This is a genomic window from Streptomyces sp. BI87, assembly GCF_025957665.1.
Taxonomy (GTDB): Bacteria; Actinomycetota; Actinomycetes; order Streptomycetales; family Streptomycetaceae; genus Streptomyces; species Streptomyces albidoflavus.
In genome coordinates, this window is record NZ_CP110079.1 from 5,680,698 (window position 1) to 5,695,686 (window position 14,989).

The following is a 14,989-nucleotide window of genomic DNA, read 5'->3' on the forward strand; positions in this document are numbered from 1 at the left end:
CCCAGGAGCCCGGCGGCCACGGACCGGCGCGGTGGTGCTTTTCATCGGTGTCGACCTGTGTGCTGACCTGTGTGCCGACGCGTGCGCCGACGCATGTGTGCTCGCGCTACTTTATGGCAGATACCAGGATCAGATTCTGCTTTTCGGTATTCAGCCGGAGGAGTTCCGCAGAATGACGCATTCTCTTCGTGAACTCCCTCCCGGTGTGGCGGGGGAATGAATTCCTCAGCCGCCGGTCCGGAATCGGCCCATCCGTTTCAGCAGGGCGTCGGCGGGCCGGAACAGCTCCGGCCGTCCCTGCACGGTGTTGCGCAGCGCGCGGACCGGTGCCCGCCGCATCCGGTGCCCGAACGCCACCGGGTGGCGCCGGGTCACCCACCCCTCCGTCACGGCCAGTTCCCGCGTCTTCAGGGAGTCCTTGTACTCCTTGCGCCCCCGCCCGAGGTCGAGCAGCTCCATCCCGTCCTCCGCCGCCCCGCGCGCCATCGCCAGGTGCAGCACGAGCCCGGGGGAGTACTTCGCGTACACCGGGTCGTACGCCGGGAACCAGCAGGCCAGCACCGCCGCCGAGCGGAGCCCGAAGTGGGCGGCGACCGGCCGCTCACCGGCGTACAGCACCGAGAGCAGGCCCCGGACCTCGCCGGGACCGGTGTGGAACAGGTGCTCCACCAGGCGGGTGATCCACGGCTTGGCGAAGCGGTCGCCGCGTCCGGTGCGGCGGTACTGGGCCGACTTCCAGGCCATCAGGAGGCGCAGCATCTCGGGGTCGCGCTCGTCGTGGACGTACCGCAGCGGGCCCAGGTCGCGGTCGAGCCGGCGCTCCTTGGCCAGCGTGGTGCGGGTGAACTTCGGTGAGCGCTCCCGCAGTCCGGCGAGATAGCTCTCCCAGCCGTCCGCCACGTCCATCACCGGCGAGCCGAAGCGTGTCCCGGCCCCGCCCGCGAAGAGCGGCTGGTCCGCCGCGAGGTGGTCGAACTCCCAGACGGCGAGGCCCGCGCCGCGCAGCAGCTCGCCCGCGTCGCCCGTGAAACCCGGCCCGTGGACCAGCCCCTGGCAGTCCGAGACGCCGAGGCCGACGGCGCGGCCGACGCCGGCCGGGGTGCGCTGGTGCGGGAAGAAGGCGGCCGGGACCCCGTCCTCGCGGACCACGGCGATCCGGACATCCCGTCGGCAGGCGCCCATGGCGAGGGTGAACTCCGGTGCCAGGAAAGGGTTGTGGAGCTGCGGCGCCTCGGCGGGCGGCCTCGCGCGCTGGAGCGCGGACCAGGCGGCCCGGTCGGCGGCGGTCAGCTCGCCCGGGCGGTGCACGGTGATGTCCACGTCAGCCGACCCGCCCTCGCGCGACGCGGCGGCGCCCGGCGAACCGCCCGGCGAGCACCCCGGTGAGGACCAGCCAGCCGGCCGCGCCGACCGCCACCACCCCGGTCCGCGCCGACCAGGCGCCGAGCATCAACAGGGCTTGTGCGACAAGGGTGTTGACCGCCAGCGCCGTGCCGAGAGCGGCCACGGCCCGGGTCCACGGGTCGAGCCCGGCCAGGGCCAGGGCGACGGCGCCGCCGGGTGCGGCGGCCAGGAAGAGGAAGGTGAGCGCGGAGTGCCAGGGCGCTCCGGGCCCGGTCAGGGTGAGCAGGGCGCCGGCCGCGACGACCGCGCACCACGCGGCCGCCAGTAACGGCGTCGGCGCCTCACCCCCCGGTGAGCCGCGATGTCGTTCCGTGAGAGAAGACGATGGCTTCATGCCGATGGTCTGCATTGGCGACTTTGCCCCCCAGCGCGCCGGATGCCGGACTTCAATGTGGCGCAGTGCCGCCGGGCCGTCAAGATGCGGAGAGAGTGTGCAGATGCCGGTGGCCGATCTGCCCGTCTGAGGCCACGCGTTCACGAACGAGTGATCCGTGTTATTGGAATGACCAGGCGTCACATCATCGTCACACCTATTGCTTTCGCAAAGAGTGCAGGGCAAGCCCCTCTCTCCGCGCGTAGATGATTTGGCATGAACACTTCCGAGGCTCCATCGCCGCGTGCTACCAAGTGCACGCCGACCCCCCGCAGATGGAGGCTTCATGAAACTGCGCAGAACCGCGACATATGTGACCTCGCTCCTCGCCGCCGTCACCCTCGCCCTCACCGGGGCCAGTGCCGCGGCGGCCGCCGACGCCCAGGCCGCGGGCGGCTACGTCGCCCTGGGTGACTCCTACTCCTCCGGGGTCGGCGCCGGCTCCTACGACAGCGGCAGCGGCGACTGCCGGCGCACCCCCAAGGCGTACCCCGCCCTGTGGGCCGCCGCGAACTCGCCCGCCAGCTTCTCCTTCGTGGCCTGCTCCGGTGCCAAGACCGGCGACGTCCTCGCCAACCAGATGGGCCCGCTGAACTCCTCCACCGGCCTCGTCTCGCTCACCATCGGCGGCAACGACGCCGGGTTCGCGGACGTCATGACCACCTGCGTCCTCCAGTCCGAGGCCAACTGCGTCGCCCGGGTCAACACGGCCAAGACGTTCGTCCAGAACTCGCTGCCCGCCAAGCTCGACTCGGTCTACTCGCAGGTCCGCGCCAAGGCCCCCTCGGCCAACGTCGTCGTCCTCGGCTACCCGCGGTTCTACAAGCTCAACGGCTCCTGCATCGCCGGCCTGACCGAGGGGGAGCGCACCGCCATCAACGGCGCCGCCGACCTCCTCAACTCCGTCATCTCCAAGCGTGCCGCCGACCACGGCTACGCCTACGGGGACATCGCCGCCGCCTTCACCGGCCACGAGATCTGCTCCGGCGACTCCTGGCTGCACAGCGTCAAGTGGACCGGCATCAACGACTCCTACCACCCGACGGCCGCCGGCCAGTCGGGCGGCTACCTGCCGGTGCTGAGCTCCAAGGCCTGACCGAGCACCGAACCGCCCCGCGCCTCGCACCACGAGACCGCGGCCGAGGAGGTCCCGCCACCACGCGGGGCCTCCTCCCGGCGTTCCCCCCCCCGGTGCTCACCCGCCCAGCAGGTACCCCGCTCCGGCCGCCAGCAGCACCAGCAGGGCCGCCACCGCCACCAGGACCGGCGCCTTCCGGCCACCCGACCGGGGCCCGCGTCCCGCCCCGGACGCCTCACGCCCCCGCCCGGAGCGACGTTCCGCAGGACCGCCACTCCCGTCGCGCCCACCGCCGCCGCGCCGCCCCTCCCGCGCCCCCGGGACCGCGGCCGCACCGCCGCCCCGCGACCGCGACCCGCCCGCCACCCGGCGCAGCAGCCGCTCGGCCTCCGCCGCGCTCAGCCGGTCGTCCGGGTGCTTGCGCAGCAGCCCCTCGATCACCGGCCGCAGCGGACCCGCCCGGCCCGGCGCCGGAAGCGCGTCGTCCACCGCCGCGCCCAGCGTCGCGAGGGCCGTCTCACGGCGGAACGGGGTCCGCCCCTCCACCGAGGCGAAGAGCAGCACCCCGAGCGCCCACAGGTCCGAGGCCGGGCCCGGCTCCGCCTCCAGCGCCCGCTCCGGGGCCAGGTACTCGGGCGACCCCACCACCTCACCCGCGTCCGTCAGTTCCTCCCCGCCCTCCACCAGCGAACTGCCGAAATCGGTGAGCACCACCCGCCCGTCGAGGGCGAGCAGGACATTGGCCGGTTTCACGTCCCGGTGCAGCACCCCCGCGCCGTGCGCCGCCCGCAGTGCCGAGAGCACCTGGGCGCCGACCGAGGCGGCCCGCTCCGGCTCCAGCGGCCCGTCCGCCTCCAGCACGTCCTGGAGGGTGATCCCGCGCACCAGCTCCATCACGATCCACGGCCGCCCGTCCTGGCGTACGACGTCGAACACCTCGGCCACGCCCGGGTGCTCGATCCGTCCCGCCGCCCGGGCCTCCCGCTCCAGACGCGCGTGGAGCCGGGCCACGTCCTCCTCGGGGAGGCCGAACGGCACGCTCACCTCCTTGAGGGCCACCTCGCGGCGCAGCGTCTCGTCCCGCGCCCGCCAGACCGTCCCCATGCCGCCCCGGCCCAGCTCCCCGACGAGCCGGTACCGCCCGGCCAGCAGCCGCCCGCGCGCCGCCGGCGGCGCTCCGTGTCCTTCGCCGCCCGCCCTGCCCTGCCTGCCCGACGTACCCGATGTGTTCATGAACCCTCCGTGGGGGGAGCGCCATTTCTCACACAAGTACCCCGTGAGGGCGTATCCGCAGCGCCGCCGCGCTGGTGATTCCCGCGCGCGCCCGCCCCCGCGCGGATGCGCCGGGGTCCGCTCCCGGCGCTCGCACGCCGCTTCACGCAGCGTCACAGCGGTCCGGCGCGACATGTCCCGGTCACGGGTGGGTAGCCGTCAACAACCTTGCGGGCAGGGCCGATCCCGTGCCCGGGATACCGGCGCGGACCCCAAGGGCGATAGGGTTGCCCTGCCCGGGGCCGGGTGCCCTCGTACGGGTGGGGAGTGACATGGAACAGATAACTGTGCGCAGCAGGCCGCGAGTGCCTGCGATCACGTGCGGGAGCAGCGCGACCAGTTCGCGCCTCGACCGCCATCTCTCGGTGCTGGGCGGTCCCGCCGTCCCGCAGCGCGAGACGGCCGAGGCGACGACGCTGATGCGTGAGCTCACCTCACGGAATGCCGCGCACGATCGCACCGGCAGGGGTGCGCGGGTCAGTCGGGTATCACTGTTCGCACCGCTCAGGCGGCTGCGCAGGTCGCTGTTCGGCGGCCACTGACCCCGGGCCGGCCGTCAACACTCCGGCCGGCCTCCCCCTCCCCCTGTTCCAGACACCGTCCGGTTCGGGGCGCAGCAGCTGTGCCACCACTCCCCGGCACTTGGTCGCGCCCCGCCCGGCGGTTTCTTCTTGCCCGGGCCCGCTCACCACAGGGCGGACTGCCCCTCGGGTCCCTCCTCGCGCACCGCCAGGACCGGGCCGGGCCGCCGCGCCGCCGCCGGGACCGGCAGCACCCCCGCCGCCCGCAGTTCCGCCTCGCCGAGCACCGGCCCCGCCACCTCCGGGCGGCTCGCCTCCGCCTCGGCCAGCAGCGCCAGCACCGTGATCAGCTCCAGCAGCTCCCGGGTCCGCTCCTGCGGCCACTCGCCGGGCGCCAGCCCCTCCAGCGTGCCCGGCGCCCCCACCGCCGCCCGCCGCGCCACCCATGCCTCCACCACCCGCACCCCGCCACAGGTGACCTCCCAGGCCCCCGGCGGCACCGGCGCGATCCGCCCGCCCCCGACCAGCAGGCTCTCGCTCTCCGCGTCGTACGCCACCGGGTACGGCCCCTCCTCGCCCGCCGCGACGGGGACGAGCGGCGCCCGGACGTAGGGCCGCCGGCCGCCGGGCAGGCGGGGGCGGGCACCGTCGAGCGGGGCGAGCAGGGCGAGGGCGGCGGTGCCCCAGGCCACGCCGGCCTCCCACTCCCCCGCCCGCCGGGGCAGCGGGACCTCGCAGCCGCCCGCCCCGGGCACGGCGGCGCACACGATCCAGGCGAAGACGTCCTCGGCACTCACCGGCAGGCCCAACTCCTCGGCCAAGTACGGGAGAAGGCCAGGGGCGAGGTTGGGGTCGGCAGGGTCGGGGCCGCGGTGCAGGGGGCGGACCGGGCGGGCCCGGCCGTACGGGTTGCGGCCGGTCGGCAGCAGGGCGGTGGCGAGGAGCGGGGGGCCGCCGGGGCCGGTCTCCAGCAGGTAGCGGGAGTGGGGGCCATGGGCTCGCCACAGTTCGGGCCGGGCGGTGTCGAGGATCCGGTGGTCGGGCAGGAGCCACCGGGCGTCGAAGGGGCCGTCGAGGACGCGGACCGGTTCGGGGCACGGGCCCGGGTCGCGGGCGAGGCGGACGGTGGCGGTGGTGCGGCCGGGCAGCGGCGCGACGGAGGAGCGGGTGGTGCGGGCCCGGGTCGGGCCGAAGAGCGCCTCACGCCGCTCGCCCTCCGCCTCGGCCAGCGCCCGCCAGCGGAGCCGCAGCGTCCCGGGCTCGGCCGCCAGCGGCCAGTCGCGGCCCGGCCGCCAGGGCGCCACCGACCAGGGCATCAACTCCGCCAGCCGCACACCCCGCCGGCCGTCTCCGCCGCCCCCTCGCTCGCTCATGCCCGCATCGTACAAACCGCCCTCCCGGCCCCGCCGACCGTCGGGGGCGTCAGGGGCCCGTGAGGACGGCCAGGCGCTGGGTCGCGCGGGTCATCGCCACGTAGCGGTCGACGGCGCCCTCGACGCCCTCGCCGAACCGCTCCGGGCCGACCAGGACGACCAGGTCGAACTCCAGCCCCTTCGCCAGCTCCGGGGTGAGCGAGCGGACGCGGGAGGTGGCCGTGAAGGCCGGGTCGCCGATGACGCAGGCGACGCCCTCGGCGTGCTCGGCCAGCCAGGCGTCGAGGAGGGCGTCGCGGTCGGAGACCGGGCCGTGGTGGACGGGGACGCCGGTGCTGCGCACGGAGGACGGGACGTTGGCGTCGGGGAGCGCGGCGCGGATGACCTGCTCGGCCTCGGCCATCACCTCGCTGGGGGTCCGGTAGTTGACGCCGAGCGAGGCCACCGTGATCCGGTCGAGCCCGGCCCGCTCCAGCCGCTCGGGCCAGGTGGCGGCGAAGCCGTGCCGGGCCTGGGCGCGGTCGCCGACGACGGTGAAGCTCCGCGAGGGACAGCGTGAACGCAGCATCTGCCATTCGGCGTCCGTCAGCTCCTGCGCCTCGTCCACGACGATGTGCGCGAACGGGCCCTGCAACGGCTCCCGCTCGGCCCCCGGCAGCGCCCCCTCGTCGACAAGGGTGGACTGGAGGTCGTCGTGGAGGAGCATCGTCACCGCGCCCTCCCCGTCGTCGTCGGCCCGCACCAGGGTGTCGACCACGACGGCCCTCCGCTCCCGCTCGGCGGCGACGGCGGCGTCCTGGCGCAGCTTGCGTACGGAGGATCCGGGGTCGCCGAGGCGCTGCCGGGCGGCGTCCAGGAGCGGCAGGTCCGAGAGGGTCCAGGCGTCCGGCACGGGGCGTTGCAGCGCACGGATCTCCTCGATGGCCAGGTGCGGGGCGCAGCGGCGCAGATAGGCGGGGACGGTCCAAAGGTCACCCACCAGGTCGGTCGCCTCGATGATCGGCCACGCCCGGTTGAGGGCGCCGATCAGCTTCCGGTTGCCGAGGAGCGAGCGGCGGAGCAGCGCGGGCGGGGCGTCGCTCTCGTCCTGGTCCGCCAGGATGGCGAGGAGTTCGTCGCGGATCTGGCCGCGGGCCTCGTTGTGCGGGGTGCCGGGCTCCACCGCGTCGAAGGCGGCGGCCCAGTCGGCGGCGCTCAGCCAGAGCGTGGACCAGTGCGTGACGACCTCCATGCCCTCGGTGGGCGGCTCCTCGTACAGGGCGACGGCCGGTTCGATCGCCCGCACCATCGCGGCCGAGGACTTCAGCCGGGCCACCTCCGGGTCGGCCTCGGGCCCGGCGGCGGCACCCTCGGGGACCAGGTCGCGCAGGGTGCAGGTGCGCACGCCCTCCTCGCCGAGGCTGGGCAGCACGTCGTCCACGTAGTTCAGGTACGGCTGGTGCGGGCCGACGACGAGGACGCCGCCGCGCCGGTGGCCCAGGCGCGGGTCGGCGTAGAGGAGGTGGGCGGCGCGGTGCAGGGCGACGACCGTCTTGCCGGTGCCCGGGCCGCCGTCCACCACCAGGGTGCCCCGGGAGCCCGCGCGGATGATCGCGTCCTGGTCGGCCTGGATGGTGGCGAGCACGTCGCGCATCCGGTCCGAGCGGTGGCCGCCCAGGGAAGCGAGGAAGGCCGACTGGTCGTCCAGGGCGGCGTGCCCCTCCAAGGCGTCGGCGGTGAACACCTCGTCCCAGTAGTCGCTGATCAGCCCGCCGCTCCAGCGGTACCTGCGGCGGCTGGCCAGGCCCATCGGGCGGGCGTGGGTCGCCGCGAAGAACGGCTCGGCGGCGGGGGAGCGCCAGTCGGTCAGCAGGCGGCGGCCGTCGCCGTCGGTGAGGCCGAGGCGGCCGATGTACACCGGCTCGGGGTCGTCCTCCCGGACGAAGTGGCCGAGGCAGAGGTCGAGGCCGAAACGGCGCAGGGTCCGCAGCCGCGCCCCGAGGCGGTGCACCTCGGTGTCCCGGTCCATCGCGGCCCGCCCGGCGCCGCCGGGGGAGCGGAGCGCGGCGTCCAGGCTCGCGGTCAGCTCGGCGACCGACTGCTCCAGGGCGGCCGTGACGGCGGCGAAGTGGCGGTCGTCGCCGCCGGTCAGCGCCGGGTCGGCCTTGGCCGCCAGGCGGGCGGGGAGGGCGAAGGCGGTGAAGGCGGCCGGGGAGTCCGCCCCGGGGACGGGCGAAGGGGTAGGCACTACGGGAATCACTCATTTCGGCAGGATCGGGCGACGGCCCGTGATTCTGCCTGGTGGAGGGGGCCTTGCCGCAAGGCCCCCCATGAGCTATACGTTGAGAGTGGCAAGGAGCGCCGACGCGCTCGTTGCCTTTCTTCTTGCCCCGGCTTTTCTCCCGGCGCCCCGGCCCGCCTAGGCGTCCAGCGTGACCGTGAACGAGAACCGGTCCCCCCGGTAGTGGATACGGGTCACGTCGAGCGTGCGGCCCTCCTCGTCCACGGTGACCCCCGTGTAGTGCAGGATCGGACTGAGCAGCGGCACGTCGAGCAGGCGGGCCGTCTCCGGGTCGGCGAGGCGGGCCTCGACCGTGTCGGTGATGCGGGCGATGGTGAGGCCGACGGTGTCCCGCAGCACCTTGGTCATCGGCCGCATCTCCAGCTCGGCGGGGTCGACCCGGGCCGCGATCTCCGGAGGGAGGTAGTTGCGGGCGTGGTTGGTCGGCTCGCCCGTCTCCTCGTCGTGGCGCAGCCGGTGGTACGCCGTCACCTCGCCGCGCCCGGGAAAGTGTTCGGCCAGGTCGGCGGGAACGGGCGCCGGGCCGTGGTCGAGCAGGCGGGCGCGCATGCCGGACTGCTGGGCGACGATGGCGTCCACCGAGCCGAGCAGGCGGACCGGGGCGCCCTGGCGGGCGCTGGGCTCGATGAAGGTGCCGCGTCTGCGGTGGCGGGTGATGAGCCCCTCGTCCTCCAGCTCCTTGAGCGCCTGCCGCATGGTCAGCACGCTGACGCCGTAGTGGGCGGCGAGCTGCTCCTCGGTGGGCAGCCGCAGCGGGTCGCCGGGGGAGCGGCCGAGTATGGAGGCCCGCAGGGACTGCGAGACCTGGTACCAGAGGGGCAGTTTCCGGTTCAGGACGATGGAGTCCGGTGCGAATGCGGTCACGGCTTCTCCGGGAGGACGGGGCGGGCGGGCCGGCCGCCGGTGCGGGCGGCCGGGCCACAAGTGGGTCAGGGGATCATCCCGCAGTTCCCCAGTGTCGCTCCAGGCCCTGCCACACCCCGTCGTACCCCTGCTGGCGGTGGGCGGCGCCGGCCGCCTGCGCGGTCGGCAGGATCGGCCAGCGCGTCTCGAACATGAAGGCCAGCCCGTCGTCGACCTTCTGCGGCCGCAGCTCGGCCGCCGACGCCTTCTCGAAGGTGTCCCGGTCGGGGCCGTGCGCCGACATCATCGGGTGCAGCGAGCCGCCGCCGGGGACGAAGCCGCCGGCGCCGCCGCGCTTGGCGTCGTAGGCGCCGTCGATCAGCCCCATGTACTCGCTCATCACGTTCCGGTGGAAGTACGGCGGGCGGAAGGTGTCCTCGCCGACCAGCCAGCGCGGGGCGAAGGCGACGAAGTCGACGCCGGCCAGGCCCGGGGTGTCCGAGGGCGAGGTGAGCACGGTGAAGATCGAGGGGTCGGGGTGGTCGTAGCTGATCGAGCCGATGACGTTGAACCGGCGCAGGTCGTAGACGTACGGGACGTGGTTGCCGTGCCAGGCGACGACGTCCAGGGGGGAGTGGCCGTAGGTGGCCTGCCAGAGGTTGCCGCAGTACTTGGTGACGACCTCGACGGGCTCCTCCACCTCCTCGTAGGCGGCGACCGGGGCGCGGAAGTCCCTCGGGTTGGCCAGCCCGTTGGCGCCGATCGGGCCGAGGTCGGGGAGCTGGAAGGGGCGGCCGAAGTTCTCGCAGACGTAGCCGCGGGCCGGGGCGCCGGCCAGTTCCGCGCGGAAGCGGACGCCGCGCGGGATCAGCGCGATCTCGCCGGGCCCGGCGACCAGCACGCCGAACTCGGTGCGCAGCCGCAGCGTGCCCTCCTGAGGGACGATCAGCAGTTCGCCGTCGGCGTCGGAGAAGACCCGCTCCATCGAGGTGTCGGCGGCGTAGAGGTGGACGGCCATGCCCTCGCGGCGGGCCGGGTCGCCGTTGCCGCCGAGGGTCCACAGGCCGGCCAGGAAGTCGGTGCCGGGGGCCGGGTCGGGCAGCGGGTCCCAGCGCATCCGGTTGGGGTCGGGGGCGGCGTCGGTGAACGGGCCGCCGTGCAGCGTGCCGTTCTCCACCCGGACGAAGGCGGGGTGGGCGGCCGAGGGGCGGATGCGGTAGAGCCAGGAGCGGCGGTTGTGGGCGCGGGGCTCGGTGAAGGCGGTGCCGCTCAGCTGCTCGGCGTAGAGGCCGAGCGGGGCGCGCTGCGGGGAGTTGCGACCCTCGGGGAGGGCGCCGGGGACCGCCTCGGAGCTGTGCTCGTTGCCGAAACCGGTCAGGTAGGCCGGGGTGGCCGGTGCGTGTCCGTCAGCGCTCATCTGGTGACTCCCTCGTCCGCCGATTCCTCTGTATCACCATAGGATTGCGGAGGGTCGGTGACAAGCCTCCGAGCGGACGGGTCCGTGCGTACGACGGTTTCTCCGGCACCGCCGGCTGGACCGGCGCCCTCCAGACCTCGCCGCTGGGCCGCACCCCGACCGGCGCCCTCCAGACCTCGCCGCTGGGCCGCACCCCGACCGCCACCCTCGGGCTCCTCGCGGTGATCGGCGTGACCGGGGCCGTCTACGCGCTGTGCACCGCCGCCACCCGGGTCCGGGGCGCCGGGGCCGCCTTCGCCCACAGCCTGGTGCCGGTGGCGCTCGGCTACCTCGTCGCCCACTACTTCACGCTCTTCACCACCGAGGCGCCCCGCGCCCTCGCCCTCGCCGTGGGGGCCGGCCCGGGGCCCGTACCCGAACCGCCCCTGGAACCTGGCGCCCTGGCGGCCCTTCAGGTCTGCGCCGTCGTCACCGGTCATGTGCTCGGCGTCGTCGCCGCGCACGACCGGGCCGTCCGGCTCCAGCCGCCCGAGCGCGCCGTCAGCGGTCAGATCCCGCTCCTCGTCCTCATGATCACGTACACCCTGGGCGGCCTCGGCCTGCTCGTCGCCTGAGGTTCCCGCGCAGCCCGCCCCCGCCCGACGCTCGCGCGGGCGGCAGCCGGGAGGGCACCATGGACCCCGTGCAGCACCTCACCTCCCTGCGCCGCGCTCCCGTCCAGCAGCGCAGCGCCGAACGGCTCGTCCGCATCCTCGACGCCTGCGCCGACCTCCTCGACGAGGTCGGCTACGAACAGCTCACCACCCGCGCCGTCGCCGACCGCGCCCAGGTCCCGATCGGCTCCGTCTACCGGTTCTTCGACAACAAGCGCGCCCTGGCCGACGCCCTGGCCCACCGCAACCTCGACCGGTACGCCGACCGCATCGCCCGCCGCGTCGGCGAGGTCGACGGGTCCGACTGGCGCGGCGCCGTCGACGCCTGCCTGGACGAGTACCTGACGATGAAGCGGACCGTTCCCGGCTTCACCCTCATCGACTTCGGTGTGCCCGCCCCGCCCACCGACGGCGAACCGCACGCCAACCACCAGGTGGCCGACCGGGTCGCGGCGCTCCTCGCGGCGCACCTCGGCCGCCCGCTCGACGACGCCCTGCGCCGCGCCGTCCTGGTCGGCGTCGAGGCCACCGACTCCCTGCTCCACCTGGCCTTCCGCACCGACCCGGCGGGCGACGAGGCCCTCGTCAAGGAGACCCGCACCCTGCTGCACGCCTACTTCGCGCACACCTTCGACCGGCCGCCCGGGCGGCAGGACGGCTGACCGGTGACCCCTGGTGCGGGCCGAGGGCGGGGCGTTAGGTTGGCCGCCGCCCACCCTCGCCCAGTAGCCGGGAGAACTCGACGTGGTCCGTGCCGCCTTCCTGCCCGCCACCGGCTCCGCCCTCACCACCGGTGAGATCGACCTGCCCGACCCCGGCCCCGGCCAGGTGCGGATCAGGCTCGCCGCCGCCGGGGTCTGCCACTCCGACCTGTCCCTGACCAACGGCACCATGGCCGTCCCCGTCCCGGCCGTCCTCGGCCACGAGGGCGCCGGAACCGTCGTCTCCGTCGGCGAGGGCGTCACCTCGGTCGCCCCCGGCGACGGCGTCGTCCTCAACTGGGCGCCCTCCTGCGGCGACTGCGGGGCCTGCGGCCGGGGCGAGGTGTGGCTCTGCCGCAACGCCCTCGCCGGTGCCGCCCGGGTCCACGCCCACCGGCCCGACGGCACCGTCCTGCACCCCGGCCTGAACGTCGCGGCCTTCGCCGAGGAGACCGTCGTCGAGGAGAACTGCGTGCTGCCCGTCCCCGACGGGGTGCCGCTCACCGACGCCGCCCTGCTCGGCTGCGCCGTCCTCACCGGCTACGGCGCCGTCCACCACAACGCCCGCGTACGGCAGGGCGAGTCCGTCGTGGTCTTCGGCGTCGGGGGAGTCGGCCTCGCCGTCCTCCAGTCCGCCCGTATCGCCGGGGCCGGCGCGGTGATCGCCGTGGACGTCTCCGAGGCCAAGCGCGACCTGGCCCACCAGGCCGGCGCCACCGAGTTCGTCCTCGCCTCCGACACCACGGCCAAGGAGATCCGCGCCCTGACCGGCGGCGAGGGGGCCGACGTGGCGATCGAGTGCGTGGGGCGGGCCACCACCATCAGGACCGCCTGGGAGTCGACCCGGCGCGGCGGCCGCACCACCGTCGTCGGCATCGGCGGCACCGACCAGCAGGTCACCTTCAACGCCCTGGAACTCTTCCACTGGGGCCGCACCCTCTCCGGCTGCGTCTACGGCAACTCCGACCCCGTCCGCGACCTGCCGGTCCTCGCCGAGCACATCCGGGCCGGGCGGCTCGACCTCGCCTCGATGGTGACCGACCGGATCGGGCTGGACGACATCCCCAGCGCCTTCGAGCGGATGGCCGCGGGCAAGGGCGGCCGGGCCCTGGTGGAGTTCGGGCAGGCGGGCCGATGAGGCCGGGCGCCCGGCGCCCGGCGGGTGCCGGGCGCCCCTCTCCCGGCCGCGCACGCTAAGCGCTTGCTCAGCGTCGGGGGTAGGGTGTGGCACCGGTACGGAGGGAAGGGCTGGGCATGAGTGCGGTGGAGCGGGACCCCGAGGGGTCCGACGAGGTTGTGGTCGAGAGCGCCGGGGAGACGGCCGGTGAGCCGGACGACGCGGCCTGGGCCGAGGTGACCCCGGACGCGGCCCGCAGGCTGCTGGTCGCCGCCGTCGACGCCTTCGCCGAACGCGGCTACCACGCCACGACCACCCGCGACATCGCCGGACGGGCGGGGATGAGCCCCGCCGCCCTCTACATCCACTACAAGACCAAGGAGGAGCTGCTGCACCGCATCAGCCGCATCGGCCACGACCGGGCGCTGAAGATCATGCGGGACGCGGCCGACAGCGGGGGCACGGCGGCCGAACGGCTGGACCGCGCCGTCCGTTCCTTCGTGGGCTGGCACGCCCTGCGCCACACCACGGCCCGTGTCGTCCAGTACGAACTGGACGCGCTCGGGCCCGAGCACCGCGCCGAGATCGTCGAGCTGCGCCGGGGCACCGACGCGGCGGTCCGCGAGATGATCTCCGACGGCGTCCGGGACGGCGAGTTCGAGGTCCCCGACATCCCCGGCACCACCCTCGCGGTGATCTCCCTCTGCATCGACGTGGCCCGCTGGTTCAAGGTCGGCGGCACCCGCACCCCCGAGGAGATCGGCGCGCTCTACGCCGGCCTGGTCCTGCGGATGGTCGGCGCCGGCGAGAAGTGAGCAGGCGTACGGCCCGGGAGCGTGAGGCGCCCCCGGGCCGCAGACACATCGCTCAGAGGTAGTAGCGGACGACCGCCTCGGCGACGCAGACCGGCTTGTCGCCGCCCTCGCGCTCCACGGTGAAGACGGTGGTGACCTGGATGCCGCCGGTGACCTCGCCCACCTCGGTGACCTGCGCGGTGGCGCGCAGCCGCGAGCCGACCGGGACGGGGGCGGGGAAGCGGACCTTGTTCACGCCGTAGTTGACGCCCATCCGGACGCCCTCGACGGAGATGAGCTGCGGGCCGAAGACGGGCAGCAGCGAGAGCGTCAGGTATCCGTGCGCGATGGTGGTGCCGAACGGGCCCTCCTTCGCCTGCTCGGGATCGACGTGAATCCACTGGTGGTCGCCGGTCGCCTCGGCGAACTGGTCGATCCGCTTCTGCTCGATCTCCAGCCAGTCGGTGTGCCCCAGCTGTTCACCGACGGCCGCGCGCAGCTCGTCGACCGATGCGAAGATCCTCGGTTCTGCCATGTCCCGACCTCTCTCATCCACATGTCTAAGCGCTTGCTCAGCATGGACCGGCCGTCTCCGGCTGTCAATGAAACGCCCCACCGGCCCGCCGGTTCCCCCCGCCCGTCACTGGGCCCGCCCGTGGGCCCGGCGTTCACCCGCGCCGCGTAGGGTCGGGCGGGTGCCGCAGATTCCGCAGAAGATCCACGAGCTCACCGTCGGGCAGCTCTCCGCGCGCAGCGGGGCCGCCGTCTCCGCCCTGCACTTCTACGAGGCCAAGGGGCTCATCTCCAGCCGCCGCACCTCGGGCAACCAGCGTCGCTACCACCGCGACACCCTGCGCCGGGTCGCCTTCGTCCGCGCGGCCCAGCGCGTCGGCATCCCGCTGGCCACCATCCGCGACGCCCTCGCCGAACTCCCCGAGGAACGCACCCCGACCCATGAGGACTGGGCCCGCCTCTCGCATGTCTGGCGCGCCGAACTCGACGAGCGCATCAACCAGTTGCACCGCCTGCGAGACCACCTCACCGACTGCATCGGCTGCGGCTGCCTCTCCCTGGAGACCTGCGTCCTGTCCAACCCGGACGACACGGTGGGCGCGTCGCTGACGGGGTCGCGGCTGATGGGGGCGCGGCGGAAGTCGTAGGA

General features: G+C 74.5%; 14 protein-coding genes and 1 pseudogene. 7 read left to right on the top strand and 8 right to left on the bottom strand.

The window, feature by feature from the left end; translation table 11 throughout:
* Nucleotides 1–225: 225 nt before the first annotated feature.
* Both OIM89_RS25310 and OIM89_RS25315 read right to left on the bottom strand, forming a co-directional pair.
* Nucleotides 226–1,320, bottom strand: a complete 1,095-nt coding sequence (locus OIM89_RS25310; protein WP_030696573.1) for a GNAT family N-acetyltransferase — start codon at nucleotides 1,318–1,320, stop codon at nucleotides 226–228.
* Between the two features lies 1 nt (nucleotide 1,321).
* A complete protein-coding gene (locus OIM89_RS25315) occupies nucleotides 1,322–1,738 on the bottom strand; it encodes a hypothetical protein (protein WP_229360136.1) in 417 nt (138 codons plus the stop codon).
* Nucleotides 1,739–2,063: 325 nt separating this feature from the next.
* Here OIM89_RS25315 and OIM89_RS25320 point away from each other — a divergent pair, with 325 nt between their 5' ends.
* Nucleotides 2,064–2,873, top strand: a complete 810-nt coding sequence (locus OIM89_RS25320) for an SGNH/GDSL hydrolase family protein (RefSeq protein ID WP_030696571.1) — start codon at nucleotides 2,064–2,066, stop codon at nucleotides 2,871–2,873.
* A 99-nt stretch (nucleotides 2,874–2,972) separates the two neighbouring features.
* Here OIM89_RS25320 and OIM89_RS25325 read toward each other — a convergent pair whose 3' ends face one another.
* Nucleotides 2,973–4,088 carry a serine/threonine-protein kinase gene (locus OIM89_RS25325; protein ID WP_078858193.1) on the bottom strand — a complete coding sequence of 372 codons (1,116 nt, stop codon included), beginning with the start codon at nucleotides 4,086–4,088 and terminating at the stop codon, nucleotides 2,973–2,975.
* A 311-nt stretch (nucleotides 4,089–4,399) separates the two neighbouring features.
* Here OIM89_RS25325 and OIM89_RS25330 point away from each other — a divergent pair, with 311 nt between their 5' ends.
* Nucleotides 4,400–4,669 (top strand): hypothetical protein, encoded by a 270-nt coding sequence (locus OIM89_RS25330; RefSeq protein WP_030696569.1) that lies wholly within the window; start codon nucleotides 4,400–4,402, stop codon nucleotides 4,667–4,669.
* A gap of 143 nt (nucleotides 4,670–4,812) precedes the next feature.
* On the opposite strand, the gene OIM89_RS25335 is transcribed toward OIM89_RS25330, so the two are convergent.
* The 4 genes from OIM89_RS25335 to hmgA all read right to left on the bottom strand — a co-directional run bounded on the left by OIM89_RS25335 (nucleotide 4,813) and on the right by hmgA (nucleotide 10,562).
* Nucleotides 4,813–5,964, bottom strand: coding sequence for a type ISP restriction/modification enzyme (locus OIM89_RS25335; RefSeq protein ID WP_195731523.1), 1,152 nt, complete (start codon nucleotides 5,962–5,964; stop codon nucleotides 4,813–4,815).
* Nucleotides 5,965–6,070: 106 nt separating this feature from the next.
* Nucleotides 6,071–8,248 carry an RNA polymerase recycling motor ATPase HelR gene (gene helR, locus OIM89_RS25340; RefSeq protein ID WP_175458837.1) on the bottom strand — a complete coding sequence of 726 codons (2,178 nt, stop codon included), beginning with the start codon at nucleotides 8,246–8,248 and terminating at the stop codon, nucleotides 6,071–6,073.
* Between the two features lie 171 nt (nucleotides 8,249–8,419).
* Nucleotides 8,420–9,166: a GntR family transcriptional regulator gene (locus OIM89_RS25345; protein ID WP_030696566.1), complete on the bottom strand. Its 747-nt coding sequence runs from the start codon at nucleotides 9,164–9,166 to the stop codon at nucleotides 8,420–8,422.
* A 73-nt stretch (nucleotides 9,167–9,239) separates the two neighbouring features.
* Nucleotides 9,240–10,562, bottom strand: coding sequence for a homogentisate 1,2-dioxygenase (hmgA, locus tag OIM89_RS25350; RefSeq protein WP_030696565.1), 1,323 nt, complete (start codon nucleotides 10,560–10,562; stop codon nucleotides 9,240–9,242).
* An 86-nt stretch (nucleotides 10,563–10,648) separates the two neighbouring features.
* Between hmgA and OIM89_RS25355 the strand changes: the two are divergent.
* From OIM89_RS25355 to OIM89_RS25370, 4 genes and pseudogenes are all read left to right on the top strand, one after another.
* Nucleotides 10,649–11,176, top strand: a pseudogene (locus OIM89_RS25355) (hypothetical protein); the annotation flags it as partial.
* A 59-nt stretch (nucleotides 11,177–11,235) separates the two neighbouring features.
* Nucleotides 11,236–11,877 (top strand): TetR/AcrR family transcriptional regulator, encoded by a 642-nt coding sequence (locus tag OIM89_RS25360; protein ID WP_030696561.1) that lies wholly within the window; start codon nucleotides 11,236–11,238, stop codon nucleotides 11,875–11,877.
* Nucleotides 11,878–11,959: 82 nt separating this feature from the next.
* Complete coding sequence (locus OIM89_RS25365) at nucleotides 11,960–13,054, top strand: zinc-binding dehydrogenase (protein WP_030696560.1); 1,095 nt, start codon at nucleotides 11,960–11,962, stop codon at nucleotides 13,052–13,054.
* A 116-nt stretch (nucleotides 13,055–13,170) separates the two neighbouring features.
* Nucleotides 13,171–13,848 (top strand): TetR/AcrR family transcriptional regulator, encoded by a 678-nt coding sequence (locus OIM89_RS25370; RefSeq protein ID WP_047469944.1) that lies wholly within the window; start codon nucleotides 13,171–13,173, stop codon nucleotides 13,846–13,848.
* Nucleotides 13,849–13,900: 52 nt separating this feature from the next.
* Here OIM89_RS25370 and OIM89_RS25375 read toward each other — a convergent pair whose 3' ends face one another.
* A complete protein-coding gene (locus OIM89_RS25375) occupies nucleotides 13,901–14,362 on the bottom strand; it encodes a MaoC family dehydratase (protein ID WP_003947265.1) in 462 nt (153 codons plus the stop codon).
* Nucleotides 14,363–14,522: 160 nt separating this feature from the next.
* Between OIM89_RS25375 and soxR the strand changes: the two genes are divergently transcribed.
* Entirely contained in the window at nucleotides 14,523–14,987 is a 465-nt protein-coding gene (gene soxR / locus OIM89_RS25380; RefSeq protein ID WP_030696558.1) for a redox-sensitive transcriptional activator SoxR, read from the top strand.
* Nucleotides 14,988–14,989: the final 2 nt, after the last annotated feature.

Coding starts and splice junctions, on each gene's coding strand:
- OIM89_RS25315 (WP_229360136.1), bottom strand. CDS start 1,738: ATGAAGCCATCGTCTTCTCTCACGGAACGACATCGCGGCTCACCGGGG.
- OIM89_RS25320 (WP_030696571.1), top strand. CDS start 2,064: ATGAAACTGCGCAGAACCGCGACATATGTGACCTCGCTCCTCGCCGCC.
- OIM89_RS25325 (WP_078858193.1), bottom strand. CDS start 4,088: ATGAACACATCGGGTACGTCGGGCAGGCAGGGCAGGGCGGGCGGCGAA.
- OIM89_RS25330 (WP_030696569.1), top strand. CDS start 4,400: ATGGAACAGATAACTGTGCGCAGCAGGCCGCGAGTGCCTGCGATCACG.
- OIM89_RS25335 (WP_195731523.1), bottom strand. CDS start 5,964: ATGCCCTGGTCGGTGGCGCCCTGGCGGCCGGGCCGCGACTGGCCGCTG.
- hmgA (WP_030696565.1), bottom strand. CDS start 10,562: ATGAGCGCTGACGGACACGCACCGGCCACCCCGGCCTACCTGACCGGT.
- OIM89_RS25360 (WP_030696561.1), top strand. CDS start 11,236: ATGGACCCCGTGCAGCACCTCACCTCCCTGCGCCGCGCTCCCGTCCAG.
- OIM89_RS25370 (WP_047469944.1), top strand. CDS start 13,171: ATGAGTGCGGTGGAGCGGGACCCCGAGGGGTCCGACGAGGTTGTGGTC.
- OIM89_RS25375 (WP_003947265.1), bottom strand. CDS start 14,362: ATGGCAGAACCGAGGATCTTCGCATCGGTCGACGAGCTGCGCGCGGCC.